This is a genomic window from Alteromonas sp. BL110 (genome assembly GCF_003443615.1).
GTDB lineage: Bacteria > Pseudomonadota > Gammaproteobacteria > Enterobacterales > Alteromonadaceae > Alteromonas.
The window spans coordinates 2,792,973-2,811,254 of the sequence record NZ_CP031967.1; the positions used below are offsets into that span (position 1 = coordinate 2,792,973).

15 protein-coding genes are annotated in these 18,282 nt (G+C 44.6%); 3 read left to right on the forward strand and 12 right to left on the reverse strand.

From position 1 onward, the window contains the following. Positions 1-4 precede the first annotated feature (4 nt). Positions 5-589, forward strand: coding sequence for a hypothetical protein (locus D1814_RS12045; RefSeq protein ID WP_118495379.1), 585 nt, complete (start codon positions 5-7; stop codon positions 587-589). Between the two features lie 21 nt (positions 590-610). On the opposite strand, the gene D1814_RS12050 is transcribed toward D1814_RS12045, so the two are convergent. The 12 genes from D1814_RS12050 to gltB all read right to left on the reverse strand — a co-directional run bounded on the left by D1814_RS12050 (position 611) and on the right by gltB (position 14,064). Next, on the reverse strand, positions 611-964 hold the full coding sequence (locus D1814_RS12050) for a DUF1428 domain-containing protein (RefSeq protein ID WP_118492570.1): 354 nt from the start codon (positions 962-964) through the stop codon (positions 611-613). Positions 965-1,062: 98 nt separating this feature from the next. After that, complete coding sequence (locus D1814_RS12055; protein ID WP_118492572.1) at positions 1,063-2,403, reverse strand: FAD-dependent oxidoreductase; 1,341 nt, start codon at positions 2,401-2,403, stop codon at positions 1,063-1,065. Between the two features lie 39 nt (positions 2,404-2,442). Next, positions 2,443-3,039: a GNAT family N-acetyltransferase gene (locus D1814_RS12060; protein ID WP_118492574.1), complete on the reverse strand. Its 597-nt coding sequence runs from the start codon at positions 3,037-3,039 to the stop codon at positions 2,443-2,445. Further along, positions 3,036-3,437: a DUF2721 domain-containing protein gene (locus D1814_RS12065; protein ID WP_071952535.1), complete on the reverse strand. Its 402-nt coding sequence runs from the start codon at positions 3,435-3,437 to the stop codon at positions 3,036-3,038. Before D1814_RS12065 ends, D1814_RS12060 begins: the two co-directional genes overlap by 4 nt. Positions 3,438-3,558: 121 nt before the next feature. Beyond that, positions 3,559-3,963 (reverse strand): rhodanese-like domain-containing protein, encoded by a 405-nt coding sequence (locus tag D1814_RS12070; protein ID WP_118492576.1) that lies wholly within the window; start codon positions 3,961-3,963, stop codon positions 3,559-3,561. A gap of 59 nt (positions 3,964-4,022) precedes the next feature. After that, positions 4,023-4,853: a cobalamin-binding protein gene (locus D1814_RS12075; RefSeq protein ID WP_232368872.1), complete on the reverse strand. Its 831-nt coding sequence runs from the start codon at positions 4,851-4,853 to the stop codon at positions 4,023-4,025. A gap of 74 nt (positions 4,854-4,927) precedes the next feature. Next, on the reverse strand, positions 4,928-5,875 hold the full coding sequence (locus D1814_RS12080) for a cobalamin biosynthesis protein (protein ID WP_118492581.1): 948 nt from the start codon (positions 5,873-5,875) through the stop codon (positions 4,928-4,930). Between the two features lies 1 nt (position 5,876). Beyond that, on the reverse strand, positions 5,877-6,578 hold the full coding sequence (locus tag D1814_RS12085) for a 5'-methylthioadenosine/adenosylhomocysteine nucleosidase (RefSeq protein WP_118492583.1): 702 nt from the start codon (positions 6,576-6,578) through the stop codon (positions 5,877-5,879). A 147-nt stretch (positions 6,579-6,725) separates the two neighbouring features. Continuing rightward, positions 6,726-7,313 (reverse strand): DUF2726 domain-containing protein, encoded by a 588-nt coding sequence (locus tag D1814_RS12090; RefSeq protein WP_118492585.1) that lies wholly within the window; start codon positions 7,311-7,313, stop codon positions 6,726-6,728. Positions 7,314-7,521: 208 nt separating this feature from the next. Continuing rightward, positions 7,522-7,971, reverse strand: coding sequence for a hypothetical protein (locus tag D1814_RS12095; RefSeq protein ID WP_118492587.1), 450 nt, complete (start codon positions 7,969-7,971; stop codon positions 7,522-7,524). A 197-nt stretch (positions 7,972-8,168) separates the two neighbouring features. Beyond that, positions 8,169-9,584: an FAD-dependent oxidoreductase gene (locus tag D1814_RS12100; RefSeq protein WP_118492589.1), complete on the reverse strand. Its 1,416-nt coding sequence runs from the start codon at positions 9,582-9,584 to the stop codon at positions 8,169-8,171. A gap of 13 nt (positions 9,585-9,597) precedes the next feature. Beyond that, on the reverse strand, positions 9,598-14,064 hold the full coding sequence (gene gltB / locus D1814_RS12105; RefSeq protein ID WP_118492591.1) for a glutamate synthase large subunit: 4,467 nt from the start codon (positions 14,062-14,064) through the stop codon (positions 9,598-9,600). 658 nt (positions 14,065-14,722) lie between these two features. On the opposite strand from gltB, the gene D1814_RS12110 reads away from it, so the two are divergent. Further along, the gene (locus tag D1814_RS12110) at positions 14,723-15,658 is read left to right on the forward strand and encodes an N-acetylmuramoyl-L-alanine amidase (protein WP_118492593.1); all 936 of its coding nucleotides are present in this window, start codon (positions 14,723-14,725) and stop codon (positions 15,656-15,658) included. A gap of 99 nt (positions 15,659-15,757) precedes the next feature. Next, entirely contained in the window at positions 15,758-18,112 is a 2,355-nt protein-coding gene (gene arcB / locus D1814_RS12115; RefSeq protein ID WP_118492596.1) for an aerobic respiration two-component sensor histidine kinase ArcB, read from the forward strand. Positions 18,113-18,282 lie beyond the last annotated feature (170 nt).

Here is an 18,282-nt window from a genome sequence, read left to right on the forward strand (position 1 = left end):
AAACATGAGCAACAATAATTTAAATATGAATGAATTCGATAAGCAATTTGCACAGTGGCAAAGTGCTTATAAAGACGCAACGCCGTCAGTGGATACAGATGCACTGATAAAAGAAACCAAAAAGGCTAGATTTAAACTTAAAGCCAAAGGCGCTTTCGACTTGGTTCTCGGACTAGCGGTTTCGGTGTGGTGTTTAACCTTGGTCTTGTTCGAGCCACTGACTATGTATCAACTGTTGCTTTTTTCAGTACTTACGCCTATTCCTTGTGCTTTTGGAACATGGGGTTATTGGGTAAGACAAAAGCAGTGGCGAACCCAAGCTTTAGATGTGCAGTCGATGCTGTCTTTTAAACAAACTCAATTAAAGCAGCAATTACACTATTGGAAAGTCAGTCTTTATGGATGCGCGATACTCTGGTGTGGATTGCTGGCACTCGCTATTTTCAACGTACTGAAGTTCAACGCCTATGCGCTATGGGGTACACAGTTACTCATAAACAGCATCGTTGTTTTTATTGTGTTCCGTCGATACAAAAAGCTAGCCGCCGACTTGCCGTCGGCGCTGGCGAAAATAGACGATTTAAAGTAGGCAAAGTCTTTGGTTTCAGTCTTATAGCTCTAACATAGGAACGAAGCCCCCATAAATAAGGCGCTTACCGTCAAATGGCATGGGGTTTTCGCTTTCCTGCATTCTGGGGTCTTCCATCACTTTTTGCCATGCGGTATCACGTACTTCTTTTGATGGCCAAAACGCAATGGAAAAGACCACGGTTTCATTGTCTTTAGCTTTTACAGCCAAGGGAAAAGACGTTACTTCGCCATCGGGGACGTCGTCTCCCCAAGCTTCAAGAATTTTAGTGGCGCCATACTCTTTAAAAATATCGCCGGTGAGTTTGGCATGTTCAATGTATAACGCTTTATTTTCTGTGGGAACGGCTACTGCAAAGGCATCGATATATGACATGAGGTGGCTCCGTCAGTGATTAGAATACTAACATAGCTCAAATAATGAACAGTGTACAATGGTGAAAACGGCAGATTTACCGAAAAAATTCACTAAGACTAACGCTCTGCGATTTTAGCCCACTGATATAAACCGTGCAGTGCTATTCTTCTCGCTCTTGAAAATGGGTATGTTTTGAGTGGTGATTGATAAAGGGGAAGAGATAAATCTACGTCGCCCGTACCCATTATTCGCTGCGCGAGGCGCTGCCCGGCAAAAGCGGCAAAAGAAACGCCCGAGCCACAGTAACCCATGGCATAGCCTATAGCAGAATCAGTACTGTGTGCATTGTCGACAAAAATACGTGGCATGCTATCTAGCGACACGCTCACCCAACCGCTCCAGAAATAGTCCATGGCGATACCTTTAAGTGCTGGAAAGCTTTTTACCATAGCGTTATAAAGTCGCTGCTTCTCTTTAGCGTTATCCGCATCTTTGCCTTTTACTGCCCCGCGACCGCCAAATAACAATCGACCATCTGGCAATACCCGATAGTAGTATTTCATTATCCGCGTATCCATAAAACTCATGGGTGCGGTTAATCCGGTCAAAGCGCGTTGTTCATTGTTTAAAGGAGCGGTAACGAAGATACTCGACTGTACAGGAAACTGCTTATTATCTACGCTCTCCTGAAAGTGTTTAGGGGTATAGGCGTTAGTAGCAATGAGTATATGCTTTGCTGATACTGAACCGCTTGGCGTGGTGACAAGGAACCCAGCTTTCTGCTTTTCAATGTGAATGGCTGGCGAGTCGTAAAAAAGTGTGGCGCCAAGTTTTTTAGCTACTTTTGCATATTCACTCGCCAGTTTTAAAGGGTGTAAACATGCGCCTTCAAGCTCAACGCCGCCGTAAGCGCCTTCAATACCAAAGCGCGCGGAGAGGACTTCAGTGGTTAAGGTCGCACTTGGTACATTGAAGTTTGACGCAAGATGCTTAGCAGTGGCATAGAGCTGCTTGGCTTGCTTAGTATTATGGGCCAATTTTAAATAAGGCCCTTTTACTAAATCGACTTGCATATCGAAGTCTACAATACGCTTTTTAAGCAAATCTACGGCACTATCAAACTCGCCCTGCATACCCGTTGCTACAGTATGACCCCACTTATCTTCTATAGCGTTTAATGACAGTCTGCCGCTACCAGAAAGGATAAAACCGCCATTGCGGCCTGCACAGCCGAAACCGAGTGAATTTGCATCAAGTAGCGTAACCTCCTGTTTAGCTTGAGCAAGTGTGATGGCAGCAGACAGACCGGTATAGCCTCCGCCGACTACGAGATATTCGGTATTTAACTTTTTGTTTAAGGGCGGCAGCGTTGGTATTTTATGCGTAGCATGCCAGTAGCTTTTTGGCGCGGGCAGCATTGACGAAACGCCGGGTGAAATAAGAGGGTCGTAGATCATAGAATAAGATGGCTGTGAACGTTTACGTCATGTTAGGCATTAAAATTGTAGTAGCATTTCCGCGCCTTCACATTCACAGTAGCCCTCGCAAACGGGACAATCATAGCCCTCGTGAATAGAAGCGTAGCGCCACTTGTTGGCGTGTTTCTTTATCAATTGGCCACCGTTTTTGGTGAAGTATTTAAATGCACTATTGCCTGGGCTTGCCAACCAAATATGCGCTAAACCCGCTTCAGCACCTTGGATTCTTGCACATTCTATAGACTTGCTTAATAGCGTACTGCCAATTCCATAGCCCTGCATAGCGGGCTCCACAGTATTGCATTTGAAATAGCACACCGTATTTGAATCGACCGGCCATAGCGAAGGGCTGCACCATTCATCTACTTTCCATTGGGTATGTGCAAAGGTTAGCCTGAAACCTACTACCTTATTTCTGTATAGCGCTACCCAGCTTGCGTTAATGTCACCAACAAAGCTTTTAGCATAGTAGTCAGCGAGCAATTCGTTACTTAAGTAGTTGTCACCATGTACATCGTTACCAAGAGAAATCACGCCTGCAAAAAACTCAGGCGCTAACTGTTCGTACGTTATATTGCTTTGAACTAAGTGGTTCATGTTAGTGGTTGGCGTCATGTTTTTTCTTTATGGGGGGCGTTTTTCATACCGTCAAGGTGAACATCTAATGCTTCTACAGAAATCAGAATTTCTCTTACCGACATCCACAATGAATACAACAATGACACTAAACTTGCCGCGAAAACCCAGTTTCCCACTTGTTGATAGGTGAGATAAATGGCCAACATGGATACCACACAAAGAAAAAAACTGCCCACACCCGCTATTTGCATACGTTTTATAAGCTGAATGCGCAATCGAAGGTTTTTTATCTGCGCTTGGGTATTGTCATCTTTTTCTTCTTTTGAAAAGTTTCGGATGATAGTCGCCAGCGTTAAAAAGCGATTGGTATAGGCTAGAAGCAATAAAGAAATTGCCGGAAATAACATAGCCGGAGTAGCAATATCTATTTTCATAGGGGTTTCATGCAATCGTGGAATACAAAGAGTGTATCACAGGGGATAAGTTACACACAGTTATCGGCTAAGAGGTTGGTTTATAAAAACATTGTGTGGTTCTTAGAGCTGAGCAACTAGACTACATCCTATCTACTGTCATGCCTGCAGCGCTCCAGCCTAACATGTCGCCTTCTAAATGCATGACTTCAGAGAAGTCGAGTTCTTCCAACACTTTCATGGCGAGTTTAGCTCTTCTGCCAGAACGGCAATAAATAATGATAGGCTTGTTTTTATGATCTTCTAACTCGCTAAGATATTCATTAATGTTTTCATGGGGCATATTCACCGCGCCAGGAATGTGACCATCGGCAAATTCTTCAGGTGAGCGAACATCAATAAGCAGCCAGTCGTTGTTAGCGACTCGTTCAATAAGATAAGGAGAAGCGGCAACAGAAGCTTGTGCCGTCGCTTTCGCTGTGCACTGAAGCGAAACAAATAATGCAACACTAACAACAACTAGAAAACCCGCAACAACAATCCGCATGAAAAGATGCTCTTACCTTCTTACTGATATTTTAGACTTAAGTATAACGCTTATGCGTTTTATTTAATACCTTCACATAATGATTTTAGTTCATTTATTAATCGTAGTGAAAAGCGGCTAGTAACATCCGGGTCGACCACAATAAGTGGTGCATCAAGAAACCCGCGATGAGCGCGCCAGAATACTTCTAACTCTTCGTGTGAACTTTTGGAGGCGGCTATGAGTGCATGGGGTTGACGAACTAGCACGTCTTTAACAGCTACTTGAGGGTAATCTATCGGGCTATCGTGAAATAGCGTTTGTGCGCCACAAACATTTAACAGTTTATTCCCCCATGCGTTAGGGCCAATAGTCATAAGGGGCGCCGTCCATGAATAGTAAAACACCGGTATACGTGGCTCAGTATCGTATTTTTGCCTTAGGTTTTTTAACCCGCTGAGAAAATCGTTGGTGAGCTGAGTGGCTTTTTTTTGCGTGTTTGTAAGTGCTCCTAGCCTTTTTATTTCACTAGCAATATCTGTGATATTTCCAACCTTGCTGGTAAATACATTAAGCCCCATTGAAGAAAGTTTATGTATATCCTGAGGTTTGTTGCCGCCATCCCAAGCAAGTATTAAATCTGGTTCTAACGCCACTATTGCCGCAATGTCAGCACCTTGAAAATCGGCTACCCGTTGGATATTTTTCGCTGCTTCTGGATAGTCACTGTAGTCGCTTACACCTACAAGGTATGAACCTAAACCTAAACTAAATACCCACTCTGTAAGGTGTGGTGCTAGGCTAACTATTTTTAAGTTGGTAGTGTTCGCCTTTAAATGAGTTGTTGAACCGATAGACGGAAGTTGCTTTTCATCGGCAATGAGTTTGGGCTCAACGGTAGGTTCTGCCACTATGTTTGCATGGGCAAAAAGAGAGGGTGTCCAAAGTAGTATAAAAGAAAAAGTGCTTATTACGCGTAGTGTTTTCATAGAGCAACGGCCATGGCTAATAGGGTTAATGATGCAAATGCACTCGTTGCTATCATAGCCAAGGTAATCGTGCTTTTAGCTTTTAACATGTGAGAATACTTGACTTCATTTACGCCTCCTACGCGGGCATATCGAATTTTCTTATTGGCGTAAATCGCCGGGCCACCCAATTTTACACCTAGTACACCACCCATAAGTGCCAGAAGTAGTGACGTTTTATCTTTTACTGATGCGCGTTTTATAGCACTAATGCCTTTTACGGGGTGGCTAATTAGCAGGGTTATCAAGCCGCCAATGGCTGCTGGTGGAAGAGTAAGCCAATAAACCAGCTTGCGAACTGGTTTTGCAAAAAATGCCATTGAAGGAGTGCGGTAGTGCCATTGCCACGATGTAAGCAAAAGTAACCGATAGATCAATGCACCTATTGGCCCTGCAACCACAAAGTAAAAAATAACCCCGCAATACAGGTAAAGAAATTTAAGCCAAAGCGACTCAATCGCGGCTTTAGCAATGCCAATATCTGTCAGTGAGTTACATTGTCGTGCGGTAATGGTCTGAACCATTTCCCGAGCGAGAGACTTTTTGTTTCTGCCAACACTTGCCAGCACTTTTTTATACTGCTGACGTTGGTAGCCAAAATCGAGCAGCGAGACAAGAATAATAGCTTCAAAGAAAACGGGGTACTGAGCCATATATACTAAAATGGCGATACAAACTACTAACGGCGCAAGTAATACTAGTGCTGCTAACGAACCCGAAATGTAGTGCTGAGATGGACCGAAGTCTCGAGATGGCACTACCTTACGCCCCATTTGCAAAACGAGGTAGCGCATAAGTGTTAGGGGATGCGTACTTTGGGGCCATCGCCATAAGGCATCTACGGCGATAGCCAGCCAAAGTACTAATAGCGACTGATATTGCGGGTCGCTAATCACCTCTGTCATATTACTTTGCGAGAGCCTTAATCATCGCCATTACTAGCTGTGCAGAATGCTTAGCAGCAGTGTCTAGGTATTCTTTAAAGCTTACTGACGAAGTTTTTCCAGCAATATCTGATAATGAGCGAATCACAAGAAACGGGGTCTCGAGCATATGACAGGTTTGTCCGATAGCTGCGCCTTCCATTTCTACCGCTTTCATATCAGGGAAGTTTTCACGCAAATCCGCCACCGCTTCATCGCTCCCGATAAAAGCATCGCCGGTGCAAATCAAGCCCGTTGTAGATTGCAATGAGGTAATCTCTGCAGCTGCACTACGTGCTGTTTCCATTAATGCGGTATCACAACGGAAATCTTCAGGCATACCTGCACATTGACCAAGCTTGTAACCAAAATGGGTTAAATCGGCGTCGTGGTGTATAACGTGACTTGCTATCACTAAGTCGCCAATATTCAGGTTTTTGTCAAAACCACCGGCAGAACCCGTATTGACGACAGCATCAGGAGCGTATTGCTCAATCAATACCGTGGTAGCGATAGCAGCTGCCACTTTACCAATACCGCACTTAACCAACACCACTTCCATATCATTAAGTGTGCCTTCATAAAATGTAAGGTGTTTCCACTTTGTTTCTTTTACATTCCAAAGTGATGCTTTAAGTAGCGCAACTTCTTCATCCATTGCACCTAAAATACCAATTTTTTTCATAACTCTACCGACGGTGTTGAGGGAATTTAACGGGTTAATTGTATAAGGAAAATTGAGAAACTGACAGAAAAATGCCTTTGTTACCGCTATTTGAGAGTAAGAAAACAGTAAAGTAACAAAGGCTAGGGGAAGCTTGAATTAACCGAATCAGGCGGCAGCTGCTCTGCTTGAACGCACTGGACGGGTAGGGCGCTTGGGTGGTTCTGGGTTGTGCGTAGGTAGTTGTGCCATTTTATTTTGCAAACGGCGATAAGGAATAAGTTTGTTCTCTAAGCACTCGCGAATATCGTCAACAGTGTAGCCAGATTTAACTTTAATTCTTGCGTGTGGAAGGCCTGCTGCATCTAAGGCGCCGGTTACAAACCAATCTTTCTGTGTTTTATAGCCTTCTTTGCCCTGGTTGTGAACTAAATCGATAGCCATTACAGGGCTCATATCTTGTTTATCAACCAGTACAAAATCTAGCTGTCTGCTCGACGCTCTGCTAAGCGCTTGGCTTGCTGTCTTCTTGTTGGCTGTTTGACGTACTGATACCAGATCATTAAGACGTACACGGCATACAATTCTAAACTCTCGCCCCATAGCCTGTTCGATAAGATTCAAAAAGGAATGTTCTACCGGAGTAAACAGTTGTGCTTTCCGCCTAAATGGAAATGCGACCCCACCGTCTGACAACTTTATGGCACCTAGTGCAACGACAATAAGTAACATCATTAAAATAATTGCCAATTCCATCGTAACCCTCGCAAATATCAATAGAAAAAGTCATGACAGAAGAAACTTAACGCTAGCCGAGCCTAGAGTGTATGGCTTAGCAGCATGCGCTTCGTTTACGACATAGGCGTCATAAAAATGACGCTTGTTACTGTCATGAAGTAGTTATTGCTGAAATTGCAAAGCGGGTGCCAACATAGACTATCTTGCTTACAAATTTACTTCGCCTCTAGTTAGCTTGTGAGGTGACCAGAATATCGACTTGAGAGCCCGCGTTATCAGGGCTTATTATGACTTTTACTGTCTTATCTTCAGACGAGAGTAGGGTACGGCCACTAACTGGAGGATGGGGGGTTAGCGATGGGTGGGCTGTTTCATAAACGTTGAGCATTTCGTTGGGCGTGCGTGGTGAGTGATAAACCATCACTGCCGACATGTCATTTTCGAAGGCTTGACATTGTCTTGCATCGTCAGAAATTTTCACCTTTTGAAATTTTGCAGGGCAAGACACAATAGCAGGTCGTCTTAGAGACGGCGCCGAATCCTTTTTATTTTTCTGCTCATTCACTTGGACGCTTAACGAAGAATCTACTGGAAGGGTTTCTGCAAAACAAGCATTTCCCGCGGCTGAGGCTAATGCTAAACAAAGTAAAATTGTCCAAGTGTTTACGTGCTTCATAGGTAAGTTCTTTATCCAGTGGGCGATGTTCTTAATTTGTTTTTTACGATACTAGTAAGGTTACTCTTTCGCTTCAACTAAACCTTGGTCTATTAAGGTATATAAGTAGTGCTTTTCGTATCTTCTAGGACGTATAAAACAAAAAAGCTCGATAGCAGAGCTATCGAGCTTTTAATAACAGGGAATATTCGCGAAGGTTAAACGCCAATATAATCCATGATACCTTCGGCAGCCTTGCGGCCTTCGTCGATAGCGGTAACAACTAGGTCACTACCACGCACCATATCACCGCCAGCAAATACTTGTGGGTGTGAAGTTTGGAAAGCAAACTTACCCGCAGAAGGCGCGCGCACGCGGCCTTTTTCATCAAGCATAATGCCGAAATCAGCAAACCATGGCGCAGGACTAGGTTGGAAACCAAACGCAATGATAACAGCATCTGCTTCAAGTACGTGTTCAGAACCTTCTATTTCAACAGGGCGACGACGACCATTGACATCAGGCGGTCCCATTTCGGTTTTAACGAACTTAACGCCGCAGGCTTTTCCGTTTTCATCAACGGCTATATCAAGAGGCTGAAGGTTAAATTTAAATTCAACACCCTCTTCTTTAGCGTTAACCACTTCACGGCGCGAGCCCGGCATACTTTCTTCGTCACGACGATACGCACAAGTTACTTGCGCAGCTTCTTGACGGATTGAGGTGCGTACACAGTCCATGGTGGTATCACCACCACCTAGCACTACAACACGCTTGCCTTTCATATCTACAAAATCAGCGGGGTCTTTTTCAAGCCCCATTACGCGATTGGTATTAGCGATAAGGAAAGGAAGGGCATCATAAACGCCTTCAACGTGTTCGTTGTCAAAGCCACCTTGCATCGACTTGTACGTACCCATTCCTAGGAAAACGGCATCGTATTTATCGATTAAATCCTGAAACTGAATGTCTTTACCAATTTCAGTGTTAAGGACAAATTCAACACCCATTTCGGTAAAGATTTGGCGGCGTAGCTTGATAACATCTTTCTCTAATTTGAAAGACGGGATACCAAACGTGAGCAGACCACCAATTTCTTCGTATTTATCGTAAACAACAGGTTTAACGCCGTTACGAACTAGAATATCAGCACATGCGAGACCCGCAGGACCTGCACCTACGATTGCCACTTTTTTGTCGGTCCATACCACGTCAGACATATCTGGGCGCCAGCCCATTTTGAATGCCGTATCGGTGATATATTTTTCAATACTACCAATAGTTACTGCACCAAAGTCGTCGTTCAGTGTACATGCGCCTTCGCATAGTCTGTCCTGCGGACAAACGCGACCGCAAACTTCCGGCAAGCTGTTGGTTTTATGAGAAAGTTCAGCAGCTTCTAAAATACGGCCTTCGTTCGCTAAGCTTAGCCATTGTGGAATATAGTTGTGCACAGGGCACTTCCATTCGCAATACGGGTTACCGCAGTCCAAGCAGCGGTCTGCTTGGCCTTCGGTTTGAGATTGGCTTAGCGGTTGATAAATTTCCGCGAACTCTTGTTTACGTACCATGATCGGCTTTTTAGGCGGATCGATACGTTCAACATCGACAAATTGATATACGTTCTTTGCCATAAACTAAATCCTCCTACTGAGCCTGAATGCGTAATTCAGCACTTGAACGACTGATGTGACCAAGCAAGTTTTTCACATCACTGGTTTTTGGCTTAATAAGCTTAAAGCGTTTCAGCGTTGCGGCGAAATCAGTAAGCAGTGACAACGAGTGCTCGCTTCCTGTTTCTTCGTAATGCTGATTAATTAAGCCGCGTAAGTGCTCAGCAAGAATCGCTTTGTCTTCAATAGGCATCACATCAACGAGCTCGGCGTTAACGCGGTTATCAAGGTCATCGCCGTCATCCATTAGATAAGCAAAACCACCTGTCATACCTGCGCCGAAGTTCACGCCAACCGGACCAAGTACAGCAATAATACCGCCTGTCATGTATTCACAGCCGTTATCGCCAATACCTTCCACTACCGCGATAGCACCAGAGTTACGCACACCAAAACGCTCACCAGCGCGGCCAGCAGCAAGCAGTTTGCCGCCTGTTGCGCCGTAAAGGCAGGTGTTACCCATGATGGCGCTGTCGTGGGCGTCGTACGAGATGTCGCGAGGTGGGTGAATAACAAGCTTACCGCCGGTCATGCCTTTACCTACGTAATCGTTGGCGTCGCCTTCAAGGTGCATATGCAGACCGCCAGCGTTCCACACGCCGAAGCTCTGACCTGCTGTACCGGTAAGTTCAACCTTGATAGGTGTATCTTCAAAGTCGTGGTTACCGTGGTGTTTAGCAATTTCACCTGATAGCAAAGCGCCTACAGAACGGTCGGTATTGCGTACAGGGTATTTAAGAGTTATTGACTCTCCATCTACCACAGCTTGCTGACCATCTTTAAGCATCTGAGCATTTAACTCGCCTTTATCGATAGGCGCGTTAGTGGTTTGCGAACAGAATAGGCGAGTGTGATCACCTGCTTTAGGCTGTGCAAGTAGTGGCGACAGGTCCAAGCGATTTTGTTTAGCAGTAATGCCGTCGAGTACTTTAAGTAGCTCTGTACGACCAACTAAGTCGTCGAACTTAGCGACACCCATAGACGCCATGATTTCACGTACTTCCTGAGCGATAAACTTGAAGTAGTTCATCACCATGTCAGGTAAGCCAATAAAGTGATCATCACGCAGCTTTTGATCCTGCGTTGCAACACCAGTTGCACAGTTGTTTAGGTGGCAAATACGCAGATATTTACAGCCTAAAGCAACCATTGGGCCTGTACCAAAACCAAAGCTCTCAGCGCCTAAAATACCGGCTTTTACTACGTCCAAGCCTGTTTTCAAACCACCGTCAGTTTGAACGCGTACTTTGTGACGTAGACCGTTCTCAATTAGAGCTTGCTGTGTTTCAGACAAGCCTAGTTCAAACGGACTACCTGCATATTTAACAGACGTTAGTGGGCTTGCACCTGTACCGCCGTCGTAACCTGAAACGGTGATAAGGTCGGCATAGGCTTTCGCTACACCCGTTGCAATGGTGCCAACACCCGGCTCAGATACCAGCTTAACCGATATAAGCGCCGTTGGATTAACCTGCTTCAAATCAAAAATTAGTTGAGCCAAATCTTCAATTGAATAGATATCGTGGTGCGGCGGCGGTGAAATAAGGGTTACACCCGGCACAGAGAAACGAAGTTGTGCGATGTACTTATTGACCTTATCGCCTGGAAGCTGACCACCTTCTCCCGGTTTTGCACCCTGTGCCACTTTAATTTGAATAACGTTTGCGTTAACTAAATAGTGAGGTGTTACACCGAAGCGGCCTGACGCCACCTGCTTAATTTTAGAGTTCTTTTCAGTACCAAAACGAGAAGGGTGCTCGCCACCTTCCCCTGAGTTAGACTGACCGCCCAAGCGGTTCATTGCAATCGCTAGTGCTTCGTGCGCTTCTGGGCTCAATGCACCAATTGACATAGCCGCAGTATCAAAGCGCGGGAATAAGTTCTCCGGTGCTTCTACTTCGCTAATATCAATAGGATCGCAATCTGGGTTTATAGCTAGCAAGTCGCGAATGTGCGCAGGCGCACGTTCGTTAACAAGCTTGGCGTATTGCTGGTAATCGTCGTAGTTACCTGACACAACCGCCTTTTGAAGCGTACTTACTACGTCAGGGTTGTAGGCGTGATATTCGCCACCGTGCACGTATTTAAGCAAACCGCCATGGTCTACAGACTTGCGTTTAAGCCATGCAATTCGGTTAAGGTTCACAAGGTCTTGATGGAAGTCATCAAAGCCCGCACCCTGAATGCGCGAAGTTACCCCTTTAAAGCAAAGGTTCATTACTTCGTTGTTGATACCCACCGCTTCAAACAGCTTAGAGCTACGGTAGCTTGCAACTGTGCTAATTCCCATCTTAGACATGATCTTATACAAGCCTTTGTTGATACCTTTACGGTAGTTCAACGTGGCCTGCATAGGAGAAATATCTAGCTCACCTTTTTCACAAAGCTGTTCGATAGTTTCGTAGGCAAGGAATGGGTAAACCGCAGTGGCACCTAAGCCGATAAGTACGGCAAAGTGATGCGGGTCTCGGGCGCTCGCTGTTTCAACAACAACGTTCGCGTCACAGCGCAATGACTTTTCAACGAGACGGCGCTGGACTGCACCAACCGCCATGGCCGCTGGGATAACCAAACGGTTTTGTTTAATGTTTCTGTCAGACAGAATAACGAACGCAGCTCGTTTATTCTTAACCAGCATTTCCACTTCGTTACAGACGCGTTCAATGGCTTTCTTTAAACCTTCTTGCGGAGCGTATTGAAGTTCTACCACTTCTGAGTAGTAGTTATCTGGGTTAAATTCACGCAGCTGTTTTAGGTCGGTATACATCAACACTGGCGAGTCGAACAGCACGCGGTCAGCGTAACCAGACGTTTCGCTAAAGACGTTTTGCTCTCGGCCAATACAGGTTGCCAACGACATAACGTGGTTTTCACGGAGCGGGTCGATAGGCGGGTTAGTAACCTGCGCAAACTGCTGACGGAAGTAATCGTAAACCGTACGCTGACGCGATGACATAACCGCCATTGGCGTATCGTCACCCATAGAGCCAACGGCTTCTTGACCGTCTTTCGCGAGTACTTTTACAACTTGTTGAATTTCTTCATAACTGTAGGCGTGTAGCTTGTGATATACCGCCATGGCATCGTCGTCAAACACGCGCTTGCCAATTAGCGAGGCATCGAGCTGCTCGATAGGGGTCAAACGACGGATGTGTTTTTCTAGCCATTCTTTGTATGGATGACGCGCTTTTAAGTCGTCATCAATTTCCGTAGAACGCCAGATTTTGCCCGTGTAAGTATCTACAGCAAGCATTTCACCTGGACCTACACGGCCTTTCTCAATAACGTCAGCTTGCTCGTAGTCCCAAATACCCACTTCTGAGGCAAGAGTAATAAACCCGTTTTTGGTGATGACATAGCGAGCCGGGCGTAGGCCATTTCTATCTAGGTTACAGGCAACATGACGGCCATTCGTTAATACGATGCCGGCAGGGCCATCCCACGGTTCCATGTGCATCGAGTTAAACTCGTAGAATGCACGCAGGTCATCATCCATGGTTTTGTTATTTTGATAGGCAGGTGGAACAAGCAAGCGCATGGCACGGAATAAATCCATACCACCGGCTAGGAATAGCTCCAGCATATTATCCAGTGACGATGAGTCTGAACCTTCAGTATTTACAAAAGGCGCAGCATCTTTAAGGTCGGGGATAAGCGGCGTTGAAAACTTAGCGGCACGTGCCATCGCCCAGTCGCGGTTACCTTTAATAGTGTTAATTTCACCATTATGCGCAAGGAAGCGGAAGGGTTGAGCTAGCGGCCAACGTGGTAAAGTATTCGTTGAAAAGCGTTGGTGGAAAACGCAGATTGCGCTTTGCATACGCTCATCGGCAAGATCGTGATAAAAGGCGGGTAAATCTTTTGGCATTACCAAGCCTTTATAAATTGTTACTAAGCCTGATAAACATGCTACGTAAAAATCTGGATCTGCTTCTAGTCGCTTTTCAGCTCGGCGGCGGATCATATATAGGCGACGCTCTAGGTCACGTTTTCTCCAGCCCGCTGGAGCGTTCACAAAAACCTGTTCGATTTGTGGAACGCCCGTAAGCGCTAATTCACCCAGTACTGAGCGGTCGACAGGCACTTCGCGCCAACCCACTACTGAAAGTGTTTCCTTTTCAAGTTCTTCATTAAGCACTTCACGCGCAGTTTGCGCAAGTACCGGGTCCTGACTTAAGAAAATCATGCCCACGCCGTATTTTTTGCTGAGTTTCCAGCCATTTTCTTCGGCGATTGCATGGAAGAACGCATCCGGTTTCTGCAGTAATAAACCACAGCCGTCACCGGTTTTCCCGTCGGCGGCGATACCGCCACGATGCTGCATACGGTCAAGACCGTGTATAGCAGTGGTTACCAATTCGTGACTGGCTTCCCCATGAGTGTGAGCAATTAAGCCAAACCCACAGTTGTCCCGGGAATCATTGGGATTATATAAACTCATCTCTTAACTCCTTCAACCTTTTGACTGGGCAAGGTATGCGTTGCGTGTAGATGCGCCTAGGTTTGCGTATCACAACATTATTAGACGTCTTTTAAACCTGCGAGCGGTATTGCTCGCGGCATGCGCCTTTCTTGTCGTTATTTATTATTAGAGGATTCCAGTCGTTTCCGCATTTTTATGCATTATTGCTGTGCGGGCCGTACAAAATACCCACATTGAAAAATAAAATCAAACGCTAAAAATATAAGGTTTATACAGAATTAGTATAAACTTAATTAAATTCATATAATTCAACGGCTTACTGTTTATCTTTTGTGTTTGTAATAAAAATGTTATCAGCTGATAAAAATGAATAGTTTTCAAACTTTAAATGATATTGGTTCTCATTTGCCTTTTGTTAATGAATAATTATGCTTTAAGTGTGTTGTTTTATGTTGTCAATGGCGGTTTATTTGTATTTTTATGAATTCGTAAAGCTACGGTTCCACTCATATAAGTAGTTTGCTATATTGTTTAAAAATTATCCGCATGTAAGGTTAGAGCTTAAGGCTGTGATACTTGATAGGACATTCGTGTAATTTTCACGAGCGCATAAGCGTTAGCAAGAGAATAAAAATTCACTGAAAGCACATGCTATCAAGCTAGCGAGGATCATTTTATGACAGCTTTACAAGCAGCTCCCAGCTACGCCTTTAATATTAATGACCATAAGTTAACCGGCGACGACGTGAGTTTTACGCCTTCTCCTAATTCTTCAGGGATGTTTGAGAAGGGCTATCCCGATACTATCGTCATTCATTTTACTGCAGGCAGTAATTTAGCGTCTTCGGTTAATGTATTGACCCACCCTGATAGCGGCGTGTCTGCTCACTTCGCTGTGGGACGCAACGGCAATATCGTACAAATGCTACCAACTAATCAAATTGCATGGCATGCAGGGGAAAGCCACTTTGAAGGGCGCAGTGGATTAAATCAATATTCGATAGGTATTGAGTTAGACAATGCAGGCCAGCTCAAAGAAAGAAGTGATGGCACTTATGAGAGTTGGTTCGGTAAAGTGTATGAGAAAAGCGAAGTATTCGAAGTTAGAAACAACAACCAGTATGCGATTGGCTATTGGCACAAGTATTCGGATATACAAGTCGCCCGAACACTCGCTTTATGTAAAGCACTGTGCGAGCACTATAAGATTTCTACTATTGTTGGGCATGAAGAGATAGCGCCTACGCGTAAGGTAGATCCAGGTCCTGCCTTTCCCCTACAGAAGTTCAAAGAACTCGCATCGCATCCCGAGCGTAATGGGTGGGAAGCCGAATTAAAAGAAACGAGCACACAGCGAGAAGCCCATGACCAATTCCAGCGTGATTTAACTAGCCCTATAATGAAAATTGCGAATGTCAGTGCAAGCACGCTTAATGTTAGAAAAGGACCTGGTGCTTCATTTCCCACTATTGATAATGGGTTAAATAAAGGCGAAATATTAAAAGTACTAGAGAAACAAGGGGATTGGGCGAAAGTATCTTTTACTAAAGTTGGTTGGGTTAACACTGCGTTTATTCACGAAGTAACGGAAAAGTCGCCGTTTAAATCGTGACTGTTACCTGGTGTCATCCCTTTGCTTCAATAAACCGCATTCCCGAAGTGGATAAAGCCTGATAGGATACAGGCAAAAATAAGTTTAGATTAGACGTACATGCATTCAGATTCACCAAACGATTCTTGGGCAATTCGCTTTGCTCAATTTGTTCAACGTTTTGGCACTCTAAAGCTCAGCATTTTGTTTGTTGTTCTTTCACTTGTGTTCACGTTAGGCGGTTCCTACGTCATACGCGTTAGTATGGGAAGTCAAGTTCAGCCAGACGATTTTATAAGCGCTGTTATTCTTACTATGCTATCTGCACCTTGGGTACTGTATTTCTTCAGTGAATTAATAAAGCAGTTAGAGAATTCGCGTACCAACTTAAAAGAAGTCGTTAGCCAATTAGAAAGTTTACGTGAAGAAGATGTTTTTCTTAACCGAGAACTGCAGAGCAATATTCGCCAACTTAATCATGAAATAGAGCAGCGTAAGCAGGCACAAGAAGAGCGTGAAGCGCTTTTCAAAGATCTAGAGAAAGAAATTCAGGATAAATCTGAACAAGAAGCTCAGGCACGACGTTTGTCCACGCTATTGCGCTCTATCATTGATGCGTCGCCTGATCTTATTTACTACCGCAATGAAGAGGGTAGGTTTGCAGGTTGTAACCGCATTGCCGAGTTAATGACTGGCAAAACCGAGCAAGAGTTGCTTGGCCTAACGCCAAAAGACGTTTACGAAGAAGAATTAGCTCGTCAAATTGTAGCGAGTGATCACGAAGTATTAGAAACCAATGCGAGTATTACAGAAGAGCTGTGGCTTCGCTTCGCCGACGGACGTCGTCGTTACTTCGAAATGAAGCGTGTACCTTTCTTCGATAAAGAAGGTAACCGCTTGGGATTACTATCATTCGGTCGTGATATGACTGAACGTAAACAAGCGGAAAATGCTGCGGCGAAAGCAAGTACTGATAAGACACGTTTTATAGCGACTATCAGTCATGAACTTCGCACGCCATTAAACGGTATTGTTGGCTTAAGTCGCATGCTGCGTGATACCGAGTTAAGCGACGAGCAATTTAGTTGGGTAAGTACGATTTACGCAAGCGCCATTACGCTAGGTAATATCTTTAACGATATAATTGATCTCGATAAATTAGACAGAGATAAACTAGAGCTAAGCCTTAAAACTATTTCGCTGAAAGATTTTACCGAAGAGTTGAGCAGTATTATTCGACTACTAGCGGCAGATAAACAGCTTGAACTAAAAACGACGATAAACGAGCCGTTACCTCGTTTAGTAGAAATTGACGGTACCCGTCTTCGCCAAATTTTGTGGAATATCTTGTTTAACGCAGTGAAGTTTACACAAAAGGGGCACGTGAGTTTATCAGTATCATCAACTAAGCCTGATGGTGATAAAGCTTACGTTACCTTTATTATTGAAGATACCGGCGTGGGTATTCCTGAAAGTGAAGTCGATAAGATTTTTGCAATGTATTATCAGGTCGATCACCCCGATCACCAGTCGGCCACAGGCACAGGTATCGGTTTGGCGATTTGTAAGCAAATGGTCGACTTAATGAACGGTGAAATTCACGTTTCTAGTAACGTCGGTAAAGGCACCCGCTTTGAAATCGTACTGCCGGTTCAAATTTCTAATAGCCCGATGAAAGTCGCGCAGCTTCAAGTGACTGGGCTGAATATCTTGCTTGTAGAAGATATTGAACTGAACGTAATGGTTGCCAAGGCCTTACTCGAGAAGCTTGGACAGAAAGTTGATGTGGCCATGACGGGGCAAGAAGCCATAGATAAAGTCAGGGAAAACCAATACGACCTTATCTTGCTCGACATTCAGCTACCTGATATGACCGGGTTCGATGTGGCGAGCACTATTATTGAAGAAGACTTGGTCATGCAGACGCCTATTGTGGCGCTAACGGCAAACGTAATTAAAAAGCGCGATGAATACCTAGAAAACGGTATGGACGATGTAATCGCCAAACCTATCAAGAAGTCTCGGGTTATTGAAGTGTTTAACGAACTGTTCCACGCTCCTCCAGCCCCGTTGGAAGTAGACGGTGAAGTAGAACGCCCTGAGCCCAGCAAAATATTAAGTAACATTTTAGATATGGACTTGTTGCAGATGTTAGTGGATACCATAGGGGATGAAATGGTGCGTGCTAGCGTTAAAGTGTTCCAAGAAAAAATGCCTGAATACATGGAAATACTGCAGCTTAGCTTAAGTGCCGATGAAAAGTCCGAAGTATGCTCACAGGCTCATAAAATTAAAGGCGCCGCGGGCTCTGTTGGTTTAGCTCGCGTACAGCGTATCGCCAATCAAATCCAACAAGGTGATCATCCAACTTGGTGGGAGAACGTGCACGATTGGGTTGAAGAGCTGCAAATGGCGGTTCAGCACGATATGAAGGCGCTGCATGATTGGTTAAACGAACAGCAGGTTGACGACTAGTCAGCGCAACGCGCTCTTTAATTTGTAATGTTAAAAAGAGGGCTTGCCCTCTTTTTTGTTATAAAAACTGCGGTAGAGTAAACGTTGGAAGTGCTGATGCCAAACAGCCAAACCATACTAAAAAACGCCGGACAGTTCTTATTTATACAGTGGTAAAAGGAATTAATGTG

Coding starts and splice junctions, on each gene's coding strand:
- D1814_RS12045 (WP_118495379.1), top strand. CDS start 5: ATGAGCAACAATAATTTAAATATGAATGAATTCGATAAGCAATTTGCA.
- D1814_RS12050 (WP_118492570.1), bottom strand. CDS start 964: ATGTCATATATCGATGCCTTTGCAGTAGCCGTTCCCACAGAAAATAAA.
- D1814_RS12055 (WP_118492572.1), bottom strand. CDS start 2,403: ATGATCTACGACCCTCTTATTTCACCCGGCGTTTCGTCAATGCTGCCC.
- D1814_RS12060 (WP_118492574.1), bottom strand. CDS start 3,039: ATGACGCCAACCACTAACATGAACCACTTAGTTCAAAGCAATATAACG.
- D1814_RS12065 (WP_071952535.1), bottom strand. CDS start 3,437: ATGAAAATAGATATTGCTACTCCGGCTATGTTATTTCCGGCAATTTCT.
- D1814_RS12070 (WP_118492576.1), bottom strand. CDS start 3,963: ATGCGGATTGTTGTTGCGGGTTTTCTAGTTGTTGTTAGTGTTGCATTA.
- D1814_RS12080 (WP_118492581.1), bottom strand. CDS start 5,875: ATGACAGAGGTGATTAGCGACCCGCAATATCAGTCGCTATTAGTACTT.
- D1814_RS12085 (WP_118492583.1), bottom strand. CDS start 6,578: ATGAAAAAAATTGGTATTTTAGGTGCAATGGATGAAGAAGTTGCGCTA.
- D1814_RS12090 (WP_118492585.1), bottom strand. CDS start 7,313: ATGGAATTGGCAATTATTTTAATGATGTTACTTATTGTCGTTGCACTA.
- D1814_RS12095 (WP_118492587.1), bottom strand. CDS start 7,971: ATGAAGCACGTAAACACTTGGACAATTTTACTTTGTTTAGCATTAGCC.
- D1814_RS12100 (WP_118492589.1), bottom strand. CDS start 9,584: ATGGCAAAGAACGTATATCAATTTGTCGATGTTGAACGTATCGATCCG.
- gltB (WP_118492591.1), bottom strand. CDS start 14,064: ATGAGTTTATATAATCCCAATGATTCCCGGGACAACTGTGGGTTTGGC.
- D1814_RS12110 (WP_118492593.1), top strand. CDS start 14,723: ATGACAGCTTTACAAGCAGCTCCCAGCTACGCCTTTAATATTAATGAC.
- arcB (WP_118492596.1), top strand. CDS start 15,758: ATGCATTCAGATTCACCAAACGATTCTTGGGCAATTCGCTTTGCTCAA.